Origin of the sequence: Amycolatopsis sp. NPDC023774 (assembly GCF_040639695.1) — a bacterium.
Classification (GTDB): domain Bacteria; phylum Actinomycetota; class Actinomycetes; order Mycobacteriales; family Pseudonocardiaceae; genus Amycolatopsis.
The window spans coordinates 45,224-64,214 of sequence record NZ_JBFAAJ010000037.1 but is presented as its reverse complement, the minus strand read 5'-3'; the positions used below and the strand labels follow the sequence as shown (position 1 = coordinate 64,214).

Annotated in this window: 18 protein-coding genes and 2 pseudogenes; 5 read left to right on the top strand and 15 right to left on the bottom strand. The window is 70.9% G+C overall.

Annotation, left to right across the window (positions count from 1 at the left end; translation table 11 throughout):
* Positions 1–294 precede the first annotated feature (294 nt).
* Positions 295–600: a transposase family protein gene (locus tag AB0F91_RS41070; protein ID WP_360606887.1), complete on the bottom strand. Its 306-nt coding sequence runs from the start codon at positions 598–600 to the stop codon at positions 295–297.
* A gap of 331 nt (positions 601–931) precedes the next feature.
* Between AB0F91_RS41070 and AB0F91_RS41065 the strand changes: the two genes are divergently transcribed.
* Complete coding sequence (locus AB0F91_RS41065; protein WP_360606885.1) at positions 932–1,645, top strand: GNAT family N-acetyltransferase; 714 nt, start codon at positions 932–934, stop codon at positions 1,643–1,645.
* 45 nt (positions 1,646–1,690) lie between these two features.
* On the opposite strand, the gene AB0F91_RS41060 is transcribed toward AB0F91_RS41065, so the two are convergent.
* Together AB0F91_RS41060 and AB0F91_RS41055 are read right to left on the bottom strand one after the other, a co-directional pair.
* Positions 1,691–2,755 (bottom strand): hypothetical protein, encoded by a 1,065-nt coding sequence (locus tag AB0F91_RS41060; protein WP_360606883.1) that lies wholly within the window; start codon positions 2,753–2,755, stop codon positions 1,691–1,693.
* 108 nt (positions 2,756–2,863) lie between these two features.
* Entirely contained in the window at positions 2,864–3,241 is a 378-nt protein-coding gene (locus tag AB0F91_RS41055) for a hypothetical protein (protein WP_360606881.1), read from the bottom strand.
* A 321-nt stretch (positions 3,242–3,562) separates the two neighbouring features.
* Between AB0F91_RS41055 and AB0F91_RS41050 the strand changes: the two genes are divergently transcribed.
* Together AB0F91_RS41050 and AB0F91_RS41045 are read left to right on the top strand one after the other, a co-directional pair.
* Entirely contained in the window at positions 3,563–4,270 is a 708-nt protein-coding gene (locus tag AB0F91_RS41050) for a trypsin-like serine protease (protein WP_360606879.1), read from the top strand.
* Between the two features lie 87 nt (positions 4,271–4,357).
* Positions 4,358–4,837, top strand: coding sequence for a hypothetical protein (locus tag AB0F91_RS41045; protein ID WP_360606877.1), 480 nt, complete (start codon positions 4,358–4,360; stop codon positions 4,835–4,837).
* A gap of 7 nt (positions 4,838–4,844) precedes the next feature.
* Here the strand turns inward: AB0F91_RS41045 and AB0F91_RS41040 are convergent, their stop codons facing one another.
* From AB0F91_RS41040 to nadA, 6 genes and pseudogenes are all read right to left on the bottom strand, one after another.
* The gene (locus AB0F91_RS41040) at positions 4,845–4,991 is read right to left on the bottom strand and encodes a hypothetical protein (protein WP_360606875.1); all 147 of its coding nucleotides are present in this window, start codon (positions 4,989–4,991) and stop codon (positions 4,845–4,847) included.
* A gap of 404 nt (positions 4,992–5,395) precedes the next feature.
* Positions 5,396–6,868, bottom strand: coding sequence for a long-chain fatty acid--CoA ligase (locus tag AB0F91_RS41035; RefSeq protein ID WP_360606873.1), 1,473 nt, complete (start codon positions 6,866–6,868; stop codon positions 5,396–5,398).
* Between the two features lie 57 nt (positions 6,869–6,925).
* Positions 6,926–7,307 (bottom strand): annotated as a pseudogene (locus tag AB0F91_RS41030) (hypothetical protein); the annotation flags it as partial.
* Positions 7,308–7,411: 104 nt separating this feature from the next.
* Positions 7,412–8,311 carry a carboxylating nicotinate-nucleotide diphosphorylase gene (nadC, locus tag AB0F91_RS41025; RefSeq protein ID WP_360606871.1) on the bottom strand — a complete coding sequence of 300 codons (900 nt, stop codon included), beginning with the start codon at positions 8,309–8,311 and terminating at the stop codon, positions 7,412–7,414.
* Positions 8,308–9,948, bottom strand: a complete 1,641-nt coding sequence (locus AB0F91_RS41020) for an L-aspartate oxidase (RefSeq protein ID WP_360606869.1) — start codon at positions 9,946–9,948, stop codon at positions 8,308–8,310. Before AB0F91_RS41020 ends, nadC begins: the two co-directional genes overlap by 4 nt.
* Positions 9,945–10,985 (bottom strand): quinolinate synthase NadA, encoded by a 1,041-nt coding sequence (nadA, locus tag AB0F91_RS41015; RefSeq protein ID WP_360606867.1) that lies wholly within the window; start codon positions 10,983–10,985, stop codon positions 9,945–9,947. Before nadA ends, AB0F91_RS41020 begins: the two co-directional genes overlap by 4 nt.
* A 113-nt stretch (positions 10,986–11,098) precedes the next feature.
* Here nadA and AB0F91_RS41010 point away from each other — a divergent pair, with 113 nt between their 5' ends.
* Together AB0F91_RS41010 and AB0F91_RS41005 are read left to right on the top strand one after the other, a co-directional pair.
* On the top strand, positions 11,099–11,734 hold the full coding sequence (locus tag AB0F91_RS41010) for an NUDIX domain-containing protein (protein WP_360606895.1): 636 nt from the start codon (positions 11,099–11,101) through the stop codon (positions 11,732–11,734).
* 39 nt (positions 11,735–11,773) lie between these two features.
* The gene (locus AB0F91_RS41005; protein WP_360606865.1) at positions 11,774–12,496 is read left to right on the top strand and encodes an LON peptidase substrate-binding domain-containing protein; all 723 of its coding nucleotides are present in this window, start codon (positions 11,774–11,776) and stop codon (positions 12,494–12,496) included.
* A gap of 4 nt (positions 12,497–12,500) precedes the next feature.
* Here the strand turns inward: AB0F91_RS41005 and AB0F91_RS41000 are convergent, their stop codons facing one another.
* The 6 genes and pseudogenes from AB0F91_RS41000 to AB0F91_RS40975 form a co-directional block, all read right to left on the bottom strand.
* A complete protein-coding gene (locus tag AB0F91_RS41000) occupies positions 12,501–13,106 on the bottom strand; it encodes a DUF2567 domain-containing protein (protein WP_360606863.1) in 606 nt (201 codons plus the stop codon).
* A gap of 56 nt (positions 13,107–13,162) precedes the next feature.
* Positions 13,163–13,381: a hypothetical protein gene (locus tag AB0F91_RS40995; protein WP_360606861.1), complete on the bottom strand. Its 219-nt coding sequence runs from the start codon at positions 13,379–13,381 to the stop codon at positions 13,163–13,165.
* Complete coding sequence (gene bioB, locus AB0F91_RS40990; RefSeq protein ID WP_360606859.1) at positions 13,368–14,399, bottom strand: biotin synthase BioB; 1,032 nt, start codon at positions 14,397–14,399, stop codon at positions 13,368–13,370. The genes AB0F91_RS40995 and bioB overlap by 14 nt, the downstream gene beginning before the upstream one ends.
* Positions 14,400–14,484: 85 nt before the next feature.
* On the bottom strand, positions 14,485–15,204 hold the full coding sequence (gene bioD / locus AB0F91_RS40985; protein WP_360606893.1) for a dethiobiotin synthase: 720 nt from the start codon (positions 15,202–15,204) through the stop codon (positions 14,485–14,487).
* 97 nt (positions 15,205–15,301) lie between these two features.
* Positions 15,302–16,431, bottom strand: a pseudogene (locus AB0F91_RS40980) (SulP family inorganic anion transporter); the annotation flags it as partial.
* Positions 16,432–16,694: 263 nt separating this feature from the next.
* Positions 16,695–18,944, bottom strand: a complete 2,250-nt coding sequence (locus tag AB0F91_RS40975; RefSeq protein ID WP_360606857.1) for a bifunctional SulP family inorganic anion transporter/carbonic anhydrase — start codon at positions 18,942–18,944, stop codon at positions 16,695–16,697.
* Between the last annotated feature and the right edge of the window lie 47 nt (positions 18,945–18,991).

Below are 18,991 nucleotides of genomic sequence, written 5' to 3'. Positions count from 1 at the left end.
GACGGCGACTCTTCAGCGTTCTCCACGCCGGACATCATCTCGGTCATCAGGTGCACTTCCATGATCGGGAGTTACACCGCTCGTCTTACAGTCCCATATTGGAGATTTCGGCTCTCATGGTGAGGTGGTGGATAAAGCGCGTGTCATCCGCAGCTCGTCGAGCCGACAGAGTGTTGAACCGCATTCAGGCGGTGTTTCGTCTATGTGGAGCCCAGGGACTCGAACGCCTGACCTTCTGACCGCTAAGTGATGTCTCGTAACTGATGCTGTTGTTGGTGTTGCTGGGTGTTGCGATCAGCCAGCGAGGAGGATGTTGTGCAAGTGTGCGATTCCGGACACCGTGTCGCCCAGCGTGATGGCGGCGCGCCGGTAATCCCGCAGGATCTTCCAGCACTTCATCCGCGCCAGCGCGTGCTCGACACGGGCCCGGACCTTGCGATGCCCGGCGTTGAGTTCTTCCTTCCATTCCGGAAGATCGGTGCCGTCGCGTTTGGTCACCAGCGATCGGGCGACGGCGGCGTGGACGGTGAACCTGGGGTCGGCCTCGCCCTCTCCCAGCCCGGCGATCCGGGAGTTGGCGAGCGCGGCGTCGCGCAGCATATCCTTCGGTTCGCCCGCTGACCGCCGAGCGGATCGAGTTGCTGGAGTCGACGCGGGAGATCAGGGAACCGTCCCGGCTGGGCTGCACTCCCAGCCGTGCAGCCTCATCCTCTTGCCTGGAATGACGGCACGGCGCCGGACGGGTCCGTCAACCATCGCCCGAGTCGGCAAAAGCAGCGTCAGGACCCCGCTCGCGTCGGCGGCCTGCACGCTCGTGCCTTCGCCGGTGCTGCTGCTGGTGTTCCGCTCAAGTCCGCCAGCCGATTGGCCCTCCGTACGGTGCCTGAATCGGCCCTTCTGAGAGTGCCACCGGCCGGTTAGGGTCGAACGCATGACGCTGGACCTCGTGGTGGCGAACGCGACCGCTTTCTGGACGATCGTCGCCGAGAGCCGTGGCCACGCCGTGACCACACGGCCCGGGTTCGTGTGCGTGCACGGCAGCGAGCGCAGCGGGATGCGGATCGTGCTGCGGACCGCTACCCCGAGCGCCGACGAGGTCGCCGAGCTCACCGAGCTGGCGAAGAACGCGCCGACGGTCCTGGTCGAAGACGCGTACGGGACTGTCGACATGTCGCTGCTCGGCCTCACCTCGCGGCAGCTGCCCGTGATGACCCGCACGGGCCCCGGCTTCGGCGAGCTCAGCGCCCTGCGGGCCGACACCCCGGACCTGCTCGCGACGGTGGAAACCGTGGTCGTCCACGGCTTCCCGCTGGGACGCCACCAGCCCTACGTCCGCGGCGAGGTCTTCCCGCCGGCCCTGCTCGAGCGCGACGGCGTCGCCACCTGGCTCGTCACCCGCGACGACGAACCCGCCGGCGCCTGCCTCGTCATCGACGACGGCGCGGCCGTCGGCCTCTACTGGGTCACGACCCTGCCGGCCCACCGTTCCCGCGGCGTCGGCCGTGCGCTCATGCACACCGTGCTGTCCCAAGTGGACGGACGAACGGTGACGCTGACCGCCGCCAAACCCGGCAAACCGCTGTACGACTCGCTCGGCTTCACGACGGTCGGCTCGGCCACCTGGTGGTCGAGGGCGAGTCTCTGAACGTGCGGCGCAGCAATCGCCGGTAGCCCACAATCTCCGCTGTGACTACGAAACTGTCCCACGGGGCATCGGGCGCGCTGCGGCGTCGCGGGCTGAATTGCTCGCGGCTCGGTCGGGCATCCGCTTCTCGACGGGATCGACTACTGGGACGATCTGCGCGAATCGCCGAGCCAGATGGAGACCCTGTTCGCGATCTTCGCCAACGTGCTGGAACTCCACGATGAGGGCGAACCCGTGAACGAACAGTACACCGAGCGGCGAGCGGCAGGGTGGATCTACCGGTACTGCACGGGAACACGCCGCCGGGCGAACCAGAATTTCCAAGCTGGGAAGCCGAGCTCTACTGACGGCTGAGGCTGCGGAACCCAACGATGATGTCCCTAATCCGGCGGCTGGACCGCGCATCGCAGCACCGCCCCGGCGCCGCGGAGGCCTCCACCCCAGCCCGAAGGCGTCGTCCCCGGCCGCACCCACTTCGTGACCGCGGCAACCTAACCGCGCACGGCTTCGTACACCCCCGCAATCATCCCCACGAACGGCACCAATGCCACCAGCACCAGGAAACTCCGACACGTCCAGCAATCGCGACCAGTACGGCGACCGCACGCCCTTCGCCACGCGCGTCGCGGACACCAGGCAGACCACGGCGGCGATGAGCAGCACCGCGCCGGCCGCGGGGAGCAGCGTGCGGTTGTGGGTGGCGATCAGCCATGCGGCCGCCGTGAGGAGTGTGACCACGCCGAAACCGGCCAGCACCACACGTTGCCGACGGCCCGCGTACGAACGCGAACGCTGCACCCAGGCCACACCCACCAAAGCCGCCAGCCCCGCCTCCCAGGGCCCACCCGAAGCGGCGAGCGTCACCGCCGACGCCAACACGACGAGGCCCAAAGCCACGAGCAACGCCGTCAGCAGCATCTGCGCGTACGTGGTCCGGCCGATGACCTCCGCGCCGAGGGACGGCTGTTCGTTGGCCCGGAAGGGTTCAATGTCGTCCGGCATCCGCGGCAGCGGCAGCCTGCCCAGGCACAGCGCGAGCATCGGCGCCACGGACGCCAAGACCGCCGCGACAGCCGCCGCGGCGACCGGCTTCACCCCGGACAGCAGCACCGCACCGGTGCACGACACCCTTGTGGCGGCCGGGAATGGGACCCGCCACCGCAAGGCGTAGGCATCGATGAAACTCAAGCATCGGCCAGCCGTATCTGTCGAGTCATGTCAGAGGAGCGTCGACGTGTTCCGGATGTCGACCTCGCCGTGGGGTGAACCGCTACTGTAGGTGACGTCCCAGTTTTCGTCGAGTTCGCGCCGCACCCGCCGGGCCAGTTCCCAGCCGCGTTCATAGAAGAGTCGTTCGGCCTCGTTCGTGGGGAAGGCTGCCGAGCCTGGATCGTCCCAGTCGAAGATGGCGTCCCAGTCGTGCTGCCAGGCCGTGAGGTCGCGGGCCAGATCCGGGGTCAACCCGAGTTCCGGCGAGGCCGGGTCGACGTTGTCGACGCCGGACAGGTTCGGGTCGTAGACCCAGAGCGGCCAAGCCCGGGCTTCAGCGGAGACCTTGATCGACCGCCAGACCACCGGCTCGATGACCGCCTCCATGTTCGGTCTCCGCGGCCAACGCAGCCAGTCTGGCCAACGAAACTCACTCACCACTACCCCCACTCACCACTACCCCCGAGCAAACGCCTTCGCCAGAATCAACGATACGGACCCACACAACTGTGAATCCGTGCGCGCCCATCACCGCGGGTCCCTCTGAGGCAAGCTCGTCCACGCCTACGATCACGATCCCCCGGTGACACAACACTGTTGGCACACCCCTACTTCCGTCGGGCCGAGACCCAACGGAAGTAGGTTATCAAGTTTCCGCATGCCACCTACGTTGGTGAAAACATTTCATCGGCTCAGAGGGGCTCACACATGCGTTTCGCGAAGGCAGTGGCCATGGTGGCGGTGGCGGCCGCGGTGTTCGGCGTCGTGTCCGCGGGGGCGGCGAGCGCGGCCGGGCCGCGGATCATCGGCGGCGAGACCGTGGACTCGGCGCCTTGGGGTGCGCAGGTGTTCTGGGACGACGCAACGGACTTCGGTGGGTTCGAGTGCTCCGGCACGATCATCGCGGCGCAGTGGGTGCTCACCGCGCAGCACTGCCTGAACGCCCCCGGCATGCACGTGAAGGTCGGCAACGTCGCGCTCGGCCAGGGCACCGAAGCGGCCGTGGACCAGCAGAAGGCCTCGCTCAGCGGGGACATCGCGCTGCTGCACCTGTCGTCCGCGGTCGAGGCGACGTTCATGAAACTCGGCGACGCCGACCCCGAAACCGGCGCCACCAACCAGATCTACGGCTGGGGCCGCACCGAGGGCAACAACCCGCCGTCGGACACGTTGAAGACCGCCGACGTCAAGGTCACCGGCCAGGGCACTGACGCGTTCAACGGCACGGCCATCACCAGCGAGGGTGTCACCGGCGCCTCGTGGCACGGCGACTCCGGCGGCCCCCAGCTCGCCGACGGCGTCCAGGTCGGCGTGTGCTCCACGGGTGAGAACTCCGGCAGCGACAAGAACGGCACCCAAAACTACGCCAGCGTCGCCGCGAGCCGCGACTGGATCAAGCAGACCGCGGGCGTCTGATTCCGTGTCGAACCGCCCGCCGCACCCCCGGCGGGCGGTTCTGTTATTCCGATGCGCCGCCCAGGCAGGTTCGGCACACTCCCCTTCGTGCTCACCGCCGAGATCGCCCTGGATGTCCTGTCCCGTCTGCGCGGCGCCGGCTGCCACGTCTGGATCGCCGGCGGCTGGGGTGACGATGCCTTGCTGAGCCGCGAAACCCGCGGGCATTCGGACCTCGACCTGCTGCACCGGGTTGCGGAGGAGCCGACGGTTCTCGCGGTGCTGAACGATTTCACGGAGTCCGAGAACTTCCGCCCGGTGCGTTTCGTCCTCAGCCGCCCCGACGGCGCGTCCCTCGACCTGCACCCGCTGCATTTCAACGCCGACGGCTCCGCCACCCAGGCCGCCGACTCCGCGGGCGGCCTCTTCCGCTATCCGGCGGACTGCTTCGTCACGGGGACGATCAACGGCGCCACCGTCCCGTGTCTGTCGCTAGCGCAGCAACTCCGATTCCACCAGGGCTACGAACCCCGCCTCCACGACCTCGCCGACGTCGCGGCCCTCCGCGCAGTCTTCGGTCGACCCTGAACAGCCGCTACCACTCCGACGACATTGTCTTCGACACGAGGACCTCGAGCACTGCGCCCTCGCGCGTCTCGCGCGTGATCCGCATCGTGCCCGCCGCCAGAAAGCCCTCGGCGTCGGCGCCGTGGATCTCCACGAGCTTCGCGGGCCTGCTCAATGCTTCCGGGTAAGGCCCGTGCCGATCAACCAACAGGGCCGGACCGGACCGCGGTAGTGCGTCGACAACTCGACTCTCAGAACACTGGAGAACGCCAGTCGAACGACGTCCGGGTAGTCGTCCGACCACGGAGTCCGCAAGGACAGCTGCAAGTGGCCGACCCCGTAGTGCCACAGCCGAAGATCTCGGTCACTCGACCACAACGTCTTCGGTTCGTCGCTCAAAAGGACTTTCCAACCCCTCGGTTGGCGCGCAACAGAAGCACGCTGTGGTTGACCTCGTAGGACTACAACTGGAACACACGATGGAACTTCAGGGGAAATTGCAACTTGGGTTCGGTGTTCCATCTTAGAAGGGGGTTCGGCTGGACGGACGCCACACGTCTGCGTCAACAACGACAGCCGTCAGGCCGGCCCCAGCAACGCCGCCTTGTCCGGCTTCCCCGACGCGGCCACCGGCACCTCGTCGATCACCTTCACCAACGCCGCTTCCTCGCCGACGAAGCCGGCCACCAGACCACGCAGAGCGGCCACGTCCGGGACACGACCCGGCGCCGGCACTACAAAAGCGTGCGCCGCTTCGCCCGTGGCCGGGTCGGGGGCCGCGACGACGTAGGCCTGGTCCACGTCGGCGTGCGAGGCGAGCGCGCGTTCGATCGGGCCGGTGTAGTGGATGACCGCGTTGACGATCACGACATCGCGGGTGCGGCCCGTCAGGTGCAGGAAGCCGGCAGCGTCGACGTGGCCGATGTCCTGGGTGCGGACCCAGCCGTCCTGCAACACCGAGGCCGTCTGCGAAGGATTGCCCCAGTAGCCGGAGAACTGGCCGGCCGACCGGACGAAGATCTCCCCCGAAGTGCCGGCCGCGACCACAGCTCCCGACGAGTCGCGCACGGAGATCTCGACGCCCGCGCACGGACGTCCGGCGGAGCCCAGGGCGTCCGGGAACGCGGCGACGTCGGCCGGCGTCAGCACGGTCAGCTTGCCCACCTCGGTCTGGCCGTAGGCCTGCTGCATCCCCGGCCCCACGCGGGAAAACGCCTCCGCCATCAGGCCCGGAGCGACGGGCGAGCCGGCCACCACCAGCATCCGCACGGAGCTGAGATCCACGGGGTCTTCTTCAGAGTTCCGCAGCACATCAAGGATCTTGTACAGCCGCGGCACCGTCGTCAGAGCCGCCGTGATGTCCAGCCGCGGCAGGATCCACGGGAAATCAGGCAGCGACTCCGGGATCACCACCGTCCCGCCCGCCAGCAGGCACGAGCGCAAGTGCGTGATCATCACCGCACTCGTCAACGTGCCGAACAGCAGGAAACGCCGGTACCGCGCGACCAGATCCGCGGGCGTCTCCTCAGGACGTTGCTCGATCCCTTGCGCCGTCAATGCTTCGAAGCTGTATGTCACGCCCTTCGGCAACCCCGTACTGCCGCTGGTGAACACCACCCAGCCGACGTCGGACGGCCGCCCACTCGGCACGGGTTCCTCGAACACCTCCAACAGCTCCGGCCCGACCCGCAGGATCTTCGCCCTCACCACCGTCGCGCGCAGTTCCGGCGTCTCGGAGACCTCGTCGACGACGACCGCCGCCAGGTCGCCCACCACCGTCCGCAGGTGCGCCACCGGCAGGCCCGCCCGGATGCCGACGGTGCGGCACCCCAGCGTCTGCGCGGCGATCTGCGCGGCCCACCCCTCGGGCGTCACCGCGGTGGCGACCCCGACGCCGTCACCGCGCGAGACGCCCGCGCCCCGCAGGGCGGCGACGAAGCGACCGATCAAGTCGCGCGCCTGGCCCCGCGTCACCTTCCGCGGGCCGTGCTCGAACGCCACCGCGTCCGGATCCGAACTGAGCGCGTCGAGCACCGCCTGCGGAAAGACCATCACACCATCCTTCGTCCGACCCGGAAAACGCAGGACCCCATCCCTACCCGAAAGATCTCAGAATTCCGTCAGAGCGAGCACTCTCGGTGAGCGCAGCGACAGCGCCGCTCCCACCGCCACCACCACGATCAGCGCCGCCGCCGCGGACAGCGTCCAGAAGTCCGGCCGGCCGATCGACTGGCGGCGCAACGCTTGCCACGTCACCAGGGCGAGCACCCCCGCGTAGCCGACAACCGCGGTCCGCACCAGCCGCCGGCGCACGAGGTCCGACGACTGCACCGGATACCGCCGCGCGAGCGCCGCCAGGCCCGCGATCAACGGCAGCGCCTGGATCGCGTGGATGCCCACGAAGTGCGGGATCCGCAGATCCCCGCCGCTGGTGCTCCAGCTCGAGCACGGGCAGCCCCGGCCCGCCGTCCGCCAGACCGACCGCACGAGACCGGCCACGGCGAAGACGGCTGGCCATCTCACCGCGGCGCCCTCCCGGAGAATCTCGCTGTCGGACAACGGGATCCTAGTCGAGCGGGCGCCGCGGCAACAGGTTCAGCGCAGGTCCATCCCGAGGTCCAGCGCGGGCGAGGAGTGCGTGAGCGCCCCCACCGCGAAGTAGTCCACACCGGACGCGGCGAAGGCCTTAGCACGGTCGAGGGTGAGGCCACCAGAGGATTCCAGCCGCGTTTTCGGCGAAACGGCGTTGCGCCGCTCCACGGCCTTCGCGCAGTCCTGGGGCGTGAAGTTGTCCAGCAACACCTCGTCGGCGCCCGCGGCGAGCGCCTCCTCCAGCTGAGCCAGGTTGTCGACCTCCACCTCACACGCCAGCTCCGGCGCGTGCTCACGCGCCGCCGCCAGCGCGGCCGTGACCGAACCCGCGGCGACGACGTGGTTGTCCTTGATCAGCACCGCGTCGCCCAGGCCCATGCGGTGGTTGACCCCGCCACCGCAACGCACGGCGTATTTCTCCAGCAGCCGCAGGCCCGGCGTCGTCTTGCGGGTGTCGCGGATCGCGGTGCCCGAACCCTCCACTTCGGACACCCAACGGGCCGTGGCCGTCGCGATGCCCGAGAGGCGGCAGACGAGGTTCAGCGCCGTCCGCTCGGCCGTCAGGAGGCCGCGCACGGTGCCCCGCACCGCGAGCGCGGGCTCACCCGCCGCCACCCTCGACCCGTCGGGCCGGCTGGACACCACCTCGTAGTCCGGACCCAGCACCGTGTCGAACACCGCCAGCACCACGGGCAGCCCGGCCACGACACCCGGCGAACGCGGCGTCAGCTCCGCGACCGCGCGCGCGTCGGCCGGAACCGTCGACGCCGTGGTGGCGTCCGGCCCGTAACGCAGGTCTTCTTCGAGCGCGGTGGTCACGACGCGACGGACGTCCACCACCTCGAGGCCCGCGTCCACGAGGGCGCGTGAGACGGTGCCGGAAAACGGGAACAACTCGGTCATGCCGCACCTTCCAGGGCGATCGGGTCGGCCAGCACGGGCTGACCGGAGGGGCTGAGCCGGATCAGCTGGCTGCGCCGCCAGCCCTCGGCCCGCTCGGGAAAATCGGACCGCACGTGGCAGCCGCGCGATTCGGTGCGCCGCGCCGCCGCCGCGAGCAGCGCCTGCGCCACCACGGTGAGCGCCGCGTCCTCCACGGCCGCGTGCGTCCACAGCGGACTGTCCTGCGTAGACAGATCCAGCACGGAACCCGCCGCCGCCAGTCCGTCGGCGTCACGGCCGATCGCGGCGTAGCGGCTCATCACGCGCTGCAAGGCATCCCGCTCGGCCGCCGGCGCCGACGTCCGCGAGGGCAACCGCCCACGCGACGGATCCGGCAGCAACCCAGCGGCGAGGTCGGCGGCCACGGCCTGCGCCACGCGGTGCCCCACCACGAGGCCCTCCAGCAGGCTGTTGGACGCCAGGCGGTTGGCCCCGTGCAGCCCGGTGCGGGCCACCTCGCCTGCCGCATACAGCCCGGCAACGCTCGATCGTCCGTCCACAGTGGTCACCACGCCGCCGCACGCGAAATGCGCCGCAGGTGTCACCGGGATCGCGTCCACGGCCGGGTCGAGCCCCAGCGCCGCGCACGCCGCGTGCACGGTCGGGAACCGCTTCGCGAAGCCGGAAATGCCGGTGGCGTCAAGGAAAACGTGGTCGTCGACGCCGCCTGGTGCCAGCCCCATCCGGCGCGTGATCGCGGCCGACACGACGTCACGCGGAGCCAGGTCGCCCAGCGGGTGCACGCCGGCCATCACCGGCCGACCGGCGCCGTCGACGAGTGTGGCTCCCTCACCGCGCACGGCCTCGGTGACGAGCGGGCGCCGGCCACGCGCGCCCGGCGTGTAGAGCACGGTGGGGTGGAACTGCACGAACTCGACGTCGGCCACGGTCGCACCCGCCCGCAAGGCAAGGGCAAGACCGTCGCCGGTCGCGATCTCCGGGTTGGACGTCGCCTGGTAGAGCTGGCCGAACCCGCCGCTCGCCAGCAGCACGGCCGAGGACCGCACCACGCCGGGCACTCCGTGGCGGTCGAGCACGGTCACGCCCGCCACCTCACCCACGGGCGTGAGCAACGCGTCGACCGCGATGTGGTGCTGCAGCACCGGCACGCGCCGGTCGCCCGCCTGCGCCACCAGCGTGCGCTCCACCTCGGCACCCGTGGCGTCGCCACCCGCGTGGATCACACGGAACGCGCTGTGGCCGCCTTCTCGCGCCCGAGCCAATCCCTCGGCACCGGCGTCGAACTGCGCGCCACTGTCCCGCAGCCACGCCACGGCCGCCGGCCCGCCGTCGAGGATCGACCGTGCCGCGTCCTCGTCGCACAGGCCGGCGCCCGCGGTGAAGGTGTCTTCGGCGTGCTTCGCGACCGAGTCGTCGCGGTCGTGCTCGCCCTCCAGCACCACCGCGACGCCGCCCTGTGCCCAGCGCGTGTTGCCGTCGGACACCGCCGCCTTGGTCACCACGAGCACGTGCAACCCGAGCTCCTGAGCCCGCAGCGCGGCCGTCAGCCCGGCCACCCCGCTGCCCACGACGACGAGGTCCGCACGGGCTTCCCACACCGGGGTTTTCGCCTGCGAGGCGTTAACTGGGCTGGTCATTCGCCGCCGCCGGGCTTCCCGATTTCGATCATCCGCTGCACCGACGCCCGCGCCCGGGCGGCGGTCTCGAGGTCCACGTGGACCTCGTCCGCGCCTTCGCGCAGGCTCCGCAGCAGCGCGGCGGGGGTGATCATCTTCATGTACCGGCACGACGCCCGGTCGTTCACCGCGCGGAAGTCGATCTCCGGCGCGGCCTTGCGCAGCTGGTGGATCATGCCGATCTCGGTCGCCACCAGCACCGAGCGCGCCTTGGTGTCCCGAGCCGCGTGCACCATGTCGCCGGTGGACAGGATCTTCACGCGCTCCGGAGCCACCGCGCCCTCGCCCGCGAGGTAGAGCGCCGACGTCGCGCAGCCGCATTCGGGGTGGATGAACAGGTCGGCGTCGGGGCTCTCCTCGGCCCGCGCGGCGAGCTCGGCCCCGTTGATGCCGGCGTGCACGTGGCACTCGCCGGCCCAGATGTGCATGTTCTGCCGGCCCGTCACGCGCTTCACGTGCGCACCGAGGAACTGGTCGGGCAGGAAGAGGACTTCCTGGTCAGCGGGGATCGAAGCCACCACGTCGACCGCGTTCGACGACGTGCAGCAGATGTCCGTCTCCGCCTTCACCTCGGCGGTGGTGTTCACGTACGACACCACGACCGCGCCAGGGTGCTCGGCCTTCCAGGCCCGCAGCTCGGCGCCGGAGATGGAGTCGGCGAGCGAGCAGCCGGCCCGCGCGTCGGGGATGAGCACCGTCTTCTGCGGCGCCAGGATCTTCGCGGTCTCGGCCATGAAATGCACGCCGCAGAAGACGATCGTGGACGCGTCGCTGCTCGCCGCGATGCGGCTCAGCGCCAGCGAGTCGCCGGTGAAGTCGGCGATGTCCTGGATCTCGGGGACCTGGTAGTTGTGCGCCAGCAGCACCGCGTCGCGCTTGCGAGCGAGCTCGCGCACCTCCTCCGCCCAGTCCGCGTTCGCCTCCACCCCGCCGTACGGGGTCAGGTCCGGCTCACCGGCGTCCTGTCCGAGCGTGTCCTGGTCAACCGTAGTGGTCATGTGTGGCCCTCCTGGACCGTCGACGGGTTTTCGCCTTATAATCGAAAACCGTGCGGAGTCATCTTAACACCCAGACCCCTCTGGCCCACGAGGTTCTGTGCGCCGTCCTGCAAGTGCGCTCGGACACACTGCGCGTGCTCCTGTGGCGGCGCGCGCTCGATCCGCACCTGGGCCGGTGGTCGCTCCCGGGCGGGCGGCTGCGCCCCGACGAGGACGTCGAAACGTCCATCCGCCGGCAGCTCGCGGAGAAGGTGGACGTGCGCCAGCTCAAGCACGTTGAGCAGCTCTCGGTCTTCAGCGCGCCCGACCGCGTGCCGGGTCCGCGAGTGGTAGCCACGGCGTTCCTGGGCCTCGTGCCGTCGGACGTCGACCCGGAGGTGCCGGAGGACACGCAGTGGCACGACGTGACCGCACTGCCGCGCACCGCGTTCGACCACGAGGCGATCGTGCTGCGCGCCCGCGACCGGCTGCGCTCGAAACTCAGCTACACCAACCTCGGCTTCGCGCTGGCGCCCGAGCAGTTCACGATCTCCGCTCTGCGCGGGCTCTACTCCGCCGCCTTGGGCTACCGGGTGTCGGCGACCAACCTGCAACGCGTGCTCTCGCGTCGAGGACTCCTCGTGCCCACCGGGGACACCGCGTCACCCGGCCGGGCCGGCGGGCGTCCGGCGGCACTGTTCTCCTTCGCAGGCAAAGGGATGCAGATCACGGACCCGTTCGCAGTCCTCAAGCCGCCGCCGAAAAGGTGACGGACTGCGAGCGTGCCCGGGTACCCGTACGGTGGACGCGTGACCGAGCCGGAGCAGGAGCAGAACCCCAGCGGGACGGCGACACTGCCGTTGTTCCCGCTGCAGACCGTGCTGCTGCCCGGTACGCATCTGCCGTTGCACATCTTCGAACCGCGTTACCGGCAGCTCACCGCGGATCTCGTGGGCGGCACCGTGCCGGGGCGCGAGTTCGGTGTGGTCGCGCTGCGCGCCCCGCTCGTACGTGAGGTACGTGGTCTGGACCATGTGTACGACGTGGGCTGCAGCACCGTGCTGCGCGAAGCGAAGCGGCTGCCGGACGGGCGCTACGACGTGGTCACCAAGGCCGCCCGCCGCTTCCGCCTCCGCGAGCTCGACTGCACGTCGGCGCCTTACCTGATGGGTGTGGTCGACTGGCTGCCCGACGACGCCGTGCCCGCGAGCGCGGCCGAACCCGCGCAGCGCCTCGGCGAGGTCGCGCGCGCCGCCCACCGTCGGTACTGCGAGGCCGCCTGGCACGACGACGACTGGAGCACACCGGACGACGACGCCGACGTCAACGAACTCGCCTACCAGCTCGCCGCCGACTGCCTGCTGCCGCTGGAGGACCGCCAGCTGCTGCTGGAGGAGACGCACCCGTTGCGGCGCCTGCGCATCGTCTGCCGGCTGCTCACGCGCGAGGCGTGGTTTCTGGACACGCTCAGCGCCGTACCGCTGCCGCCGACCGAGTTCGCCGATTTCTCGAAGCCGGCGAACCTCAACTAATGCCTCAGCCGAGGCGACGGCCCAGGTCCTCGCGGCCGTTCCACGCCGCGAGCAGCGCGTAGACGAGCGAGGTCACCAACGGGGCCGCCAGCCAGATCCATCCGGACTCCAGCTGCGGCGCCGCCGAGATCACCGCGCCCAGCGCGGGCGCCGTGTCGATGGCGTACTTCGAGTTCACGAACGCCACGCCGATCTGCGTGCCGAGCCAGCCGGCGAGCGCGGCGCCCCCGGCGGCGGCCACGAAGACCACCGGGCCACGGCGTTCGCGCATCAGCCACGCGATCACGCCGATCAGCAGTCCCGTGGCCAGTGCCAGGAAGCCGTAGATGGCGAGGTCGTCGAAGCGGTGCCAGCTCTCCAGCTCCAGCGGCACGCGCTGGCCGTCGGCAGTGACCACGCGCTCACGCTGCGGCGGCGCCATCAGCGACCACAGCCAGCCGAGCGGGATGCCGAGCAGGCCCGCCGTCGACAGCACGCTCACGGCCGGCAGCAGGTCGGCCTTCACCACGACCTTGGGCCGCGCGCGGTGCGGTGGGAAGAGGTTCGGCACCGACCAGGCGTCGGCCACGGCGGACGACCGGTGTGCTGCCTTGCCCGCGGAATCGACCACCCCGGACTCCCTCCCTGCGTTTGTGCGGACCGAGCGTAACCGGTCAGCACCCGCGGTCAACCACTGGCGGTCTCGCCGTGCCTGCTGCACCGCGCCGTCCAGCCGACGGGCGTCACCTGCACCACCATCCGGCGGGCGCAGAACACGCAGAACCGCGGCGGTTCGAGCGCCGTGCGCGGGTTGTGGCAGACGTCGTGATCGGCGCCCCCGGGCGACGCCTGTCCACAGTGGACGCAGAAGGCGGGTACGTCGGGGTCTGGTTCAGAGGCTGTCACTGAGGGCCTTGACCGGCATTTTCAGCTCGTCGAGCATCTTCAGGTCCGCGCTCGCGGGCCGGCCGAGGTTCGTCAGGTAGTTGCCGACGATGATCGCGTTGATCCCGCCGAGCATGCCCTGCTCCGCGCCCAGGTCGCCCAGGGTCAGCTCGCGGCCGCCGGCGAAGCGCAGCATCGTGCGCGGCATGGCGAGGCGGAACGCGGCGACGGTGCGCAGCGCGTCCTTGCCCTCGACGATCTCGAAGTTCTCGTACGGTGTGCCCGGCTGCGGGATGAGGAAGTTCATCGGCACCTCGTGCGGGCTCAGCTCGGCGAGCTGCACGGCGAACTCCGCGCGCTGCTCGACCGTCTCCCCCATGCCGATGATCCCGCCGCAGCAGACCTCCATGCCGGCCTCGGCGACCATCCGCAGGGTGTCCCAGCGCTCTTCCCACGAGTGCGTGGTCACGACGTCGGGGAAGTGCGAGCGCGCCGTCTCGAGGTTGTGGTTGTAGCGGTGCACGCCCATTTCGACGAGCTCGTCGACCTGCTCCTGCGTGAGCATGCCCAGCGAGCACGCGATCTGGATGTCGTTGCCGTCGGCGCGGATCGCCTGTACGCCCTCGCGGACCTGCGAGAGCAGCCGCTTGTCCGGACCGCGCACGGCCGCGACGATGCAGAACTCGGTCGCGCCCGTCTCGGCGGTCTGGCGCGCGGCCTTGACCAGACCGGGGATATCGAGCCACGCCGAACGCACCGGCGACGGGAAGCGGCCCGACTGCGAGCAGAAGTGACAGTCCTCGGGGCAGCCGCCGGTCTTGAGGCTCACGATGCCCTCGACCTCGACCTCCGGGCCGCACCAGCGCATGCGCACCTCGTGCGCGAGCTGCAGCGCCTCGCCGAGCCGTTCGTCGGGCAGCCGGAGCACGGCCAGCACCTGTTCTTCAGACAATCCGACACCGCGCTCGAGCACCTGCTCACGCGCAACGGCCAGCACGTCCGAAATGTCCTGGGCCGGCTTTCCCGCCACTGCGGTCACGACGTCTCCTGTCTGTCGAACTTCTGCACGGGCGCGCTCTCCGCTCATGGTGCCGGAGAGCCCGCCGCACGGGCTGCGACGCCCGTCACTTGTTCACGGAAGCGGCCCGGGTGAAAGCCTCGGGATCGAACTCCCCGCCGAACCACGGCGAGAGCCCGGCGCGCGCCCGTTCCACGAACGTATCGTGATCCGTCGCCGCCAGCCCTCCGGGCAGCACCCCGAGCAGGGGTGCCCCGGCCGCGTTGGGCAGGTCGCGGAGGTTCTCCACGGACGCGAGGTCCGGCTCGGCCGGCCACGCGCCGACCACCACACCCGCGACGTTGAGGCCGCGCCGCGTGGCGACCTCCGCGGTGAGCGCCGTCGCGTTGAGCGTGCCGAGGCCCGGCTGGGCGACGATCACGATCGGCGCGCCCAGCGCCCACGCGACGTCGGCCAGCCCGCTGCCGTCGGCGTCGAAGCGCACCAGCAGGCCGCCGGCACCCTCCACGAGCGTGAGGTCGTGCTCGGCGTCGAGTGCGGAGGCGGCGGCCGCGATCTCGCCCGGGGCCAGCGTCGGCAGGCCGCTGCGCCGCGCCGCCGCCTCCGGGGAGAGCGGATCGGGGTACCGCCGCAGCTCACGCGTGGTCACGCCCTTGCCGGCCAGGCGCACGACCTCGTCGAGGTCACCCGCCTCGCCCGGCGCGACCCCGGTCTGGGCCGGCTTGAGCACCGCGACGCGCTGTCCTTGCCCGAGCGCCAGCGCCGCGATCGCCGCCGTGGTGATCGTCTTGCCGACCTCGGTCCCGGTCCCCGTCATCACCAGCATGGTCACGGGCCATCAACTTAGTCACCCGCACCCGGTGCGCACCATGTCCGGGTGGGATCACCCACGGTGTGGGGTGACAGGCGTCCCCGCCGCCACGGGCGGCGTGGTCGAGGTAGTCGGCCACGAGTTCGAGCGTCACGACCGTGCCGGGGCGGGACGGCGCCGAGCACCTTCGACAGGCGCGGCACGGACAGAAACGTGAGCACACCCTCCACGACCACGCGCCATTCGTCGCCGTCGCGCTCGGCGTGGACGCCGGACCACACCGTGCGGCGCAGCAAGAGGGCCACGGCCAGCACGATCCCGGCGAGCACGCCCGTGAGCAGGTCGAACACCACCACTCCCGCGAGGGTCACGAGGTAGAGCGCGAGATCGCCGTGGCGCAGGACTTGCCTGAGGTGGCCGGGGTTCACGAGCTTCAGGCCGACGTGCACGAGCAGGCCGGCGAGCGCGGCCAGGGGGATGTTCTCGATCAGGCCGGCGAGCGCGACCACGTACACCAGCACCCACACGCCGTGCAGGACGGCGGACGCGCGGGTCTGGGCGCCCGCGGCGACGTTGGTGGAGCTGCGCACGATCACGCCCGTCACGGGCAGTCCGCCGAGCGCGCCGGACACCAGGTTGGCCGCGCCCTGGCCCACGAGCTCGCCGTCGAGGGTTCGCGCGCGGACCGGTGTGCAGCTTGCCCACGGCGACGGCCGAGAGCAGGCTCTCGACGCTCGCGATCAACGCGATGGTCACCGCCGCGAGCACGACCTCGGTCCAGCCGTCGCCGGGCAACTGCGGCGCGAAGCGGATCTGCAGCAGGTCGCCGGGCAGCTCCACCCGCGGCAACGTCATGCCCGCGACGAGCGAGATCACCGTGGCCACCGCGATCGCGGCGAGCGGCCCCGGCACCTTGCGCACGGCGGCGGACAGGCCCGGCCAGACCACGAGGATCACGATGATGAGCAGCCCGATCACGGCCGCCGCGTCGTGGTGGGCCACGACCTGCGCGGGCAGCTCGACGATGTTCTCCAGGGCGGAGCTCTGCGCCTGCCCGCCGAGCACGACGTGGAGCTGGCCCAGCACGATCGTCACGCCGATGCCGGCGAGCATCCCGTGCACGATGGCCGGGGAGATCGCCAGCGCCGCCCGCGCGATGCGGCTCAGGCCCAACAGCACCTGCAGCGCACCGGCTAGCACGGTGATCAGGCACGCGACGGCCCACCCGAAGGTGGCGATCGTCGGCGTCCGGCCGAGCAGGACCGCCGCTCGGTGGCTCGACCGGTCAGCTTGCCCGGCCGAGTCCCGCTCCAGCCGGCCGGTGACGAATCGGCATCGAGGCGGCCGGCACCCGGCCCACCAACGCTGGCCCGGCCAGCGCCCAACCGGGCGCGACTGGGCTGCTCGACGCCCGGCCGGTCAGACTGCCCGACCAGGTCGGCACCGGTGCCGGGCTCGATCGGCGCCCGGCCAGGCGGGTTCACACCGGGCCGGGCGCCGGCGGATCAGTGCACTGTCGAGCCGGCCGGGACGAAGCCGCGGTGGGCGACGTCCAGCAAGGACACCTGGGCGGCGCCGACGTCGAAGTACATACCGGTGAGCGTCAGGGCGCCGGCGGCCAGGGCGTCGGCCACGACCGGGTGGGTGCGGAGGTGGTCGAGTTGCTGGACGACGTTGTGCAACGCCAGCTGGTCGCACTCGGCGAGCGGTCGCCGACCGTCGAGCAGCAGGGCCGGCTCCGAGGCGCGGCGGCGGAGTGTGGGTTCGCCGTGGCGCAGCCAGCTGCCGAGGCGGGTCAAGCCCGCGGGGGCCTGCCCGAGGAGCGCCTTCATCGCCCCACAGGAGGAGTGGCCGCACACGACGATCTCGGGCACCTTCAGCACGCCCACTGCGTATTCGACGGCCGCACCCACCGAGGAGTCGGTTCCGTCGCCCGCGGCGGGGACGAGGTTGCCGATGTTGCGCACGGCGAACAGGTCGCCCGGGCCCGACGTGGTGATCAGGTTGGGCACGATCCGCGCGTCGCCGCAGGTGATGAAGAGGGTGTGTGGCTGCTGGCCGTGCGCGAGGCCGCTGAGGGTGTCGCGCAGCAGCGGCGCGGTGCGGCGCTGGAACTCCGATGCGCCGCGGAACAGCGGCGAGCGCGGCCCAGGGACGGTCACGTGCTCGGCCTGCCACTGCGACCACGGCGCGAGCCACCGCGGCAGCACACGCACCGCGAGGCTGCGCCGCACCGTGGGCTCGCCGGAGCTGCCGCGGCCGTACCAGGGGTGCCCGATCTCGTCGACGGTCACCGCGCCGCCGGCCTTCACGTGCGCCTGCTGCCAGCCGCGCAGGCAGTCGAACGCCGCGTGGTCAAGGTAGTCCACGAGCAGCTCCAGCGTCACGTCGGCGCGCTCGGGCACGTCCGCGAGCACCTTCGTCAAGCGGGGCACGGAAAGGAACGTGAGCGCGCCCTCGATCACCACGCGCGTGCCGCGCTCGTCGGCCTCGACGTGCACGCCGGAGTGCACCATCCGTCGCAGCATGAACGCGAGCGCCAGCAGCACGCCGGCCGCGACGCCGGTCAGCAGGTTCACGAACACCGCGCCGACGAGCGTCACCGTGTACACCGCGAGGTCGCCGTGGCGCAGCACTTCCTTGAGCGCCGGGAGGTTCACGAGTTTCGCGCCCACGTACACGAGCAGCCCGGCCAGCGCGGCGAGCGGGATGTAGCGCAGCACGCCGGTGAGCAGCAGGCAGAATCCGAGGATCCAGCACGAGTGCAGCAGCGCCGACGCTCGGGTCTTCGCACCGGCCTCGTAGTTGGTCATGGTCCGCACGATCACGCCGGTCACGGGCAGGCCCCCGAGCGCGCCGGACGCGACGTTGCCGGCGCCCTGGCCGATGAGCTCGCGGTTGAGGTCCGTGCGACGGCCGCCGCGCAGCTTGTCGATCGACACCGCCGAAAGCAGACTCTCCAGGCTCGCGATCAGCGCGACCGTGACGGCCGCGAACGCCGCGCCGCTCCAGCCACCGGACGGCAGCTGCGGCACGAACCCGAACGAAGGCAACGCGACGGGCAGGTCCACGCGCGCCACCGTCATCCCGGAGGCGACGGACAGCCCCGTCGCGACCGTGACGGCCGCCAACGGGCCCGGTACCTTCCGCACCGGCGCCGGCAGCTTCGGCCACACCAGCAGGATCGCGACGGTGAGCACGCCGATCAGCACGGCCTGGTCGTGGTGGCCGACGAGCTGGCCGGGCAGCGCCGCGAGGTTTGCGAGCGCGGAGCCCTGGGCCCGGCCGCCGAGCACCACGTGGAGCTGGCCGAGCACGATCGTCACGCCGATGCCGGCCAGCAGGCCGTGGACGATCGCGGGTGAGATGGCCAGCGCGGCGCGGGCGAAGCGCAGGATCCCGAAGAGGATCTGCAGCAGGCCGGCACCGACGGTCACGGCGCAGGTGACGGCCCAGCCGTAGGTGGCGATGGTGTCGGCGAGCACCACGGTCAGGGCCGCGGACGGCCCGCTGACCTGCAGGGCCGACCCGCCGAGCAGGCTCGCGACCAGGCCGCCGACGACGGCGGAGACGAGGCCCGCGAGCAGTGGCGCGCCGACAGCGAGGGCGACACCGAGGGAGAGCGGCACGGCCACGAGGAAGACGACCAGCGAGGCCGGCACGTCGTGGCGCAGGATGTTCTGGAGGGTCTGGTCGGCCTTGGTGCGGCGCGACGGGGGTCCGGTGTCGTGTTCTCCGCGAACGATCTCGATCATGGCGACAGGAAAGCGGAAAAAGATCGAAAAGTCCGCTACGCGAACGA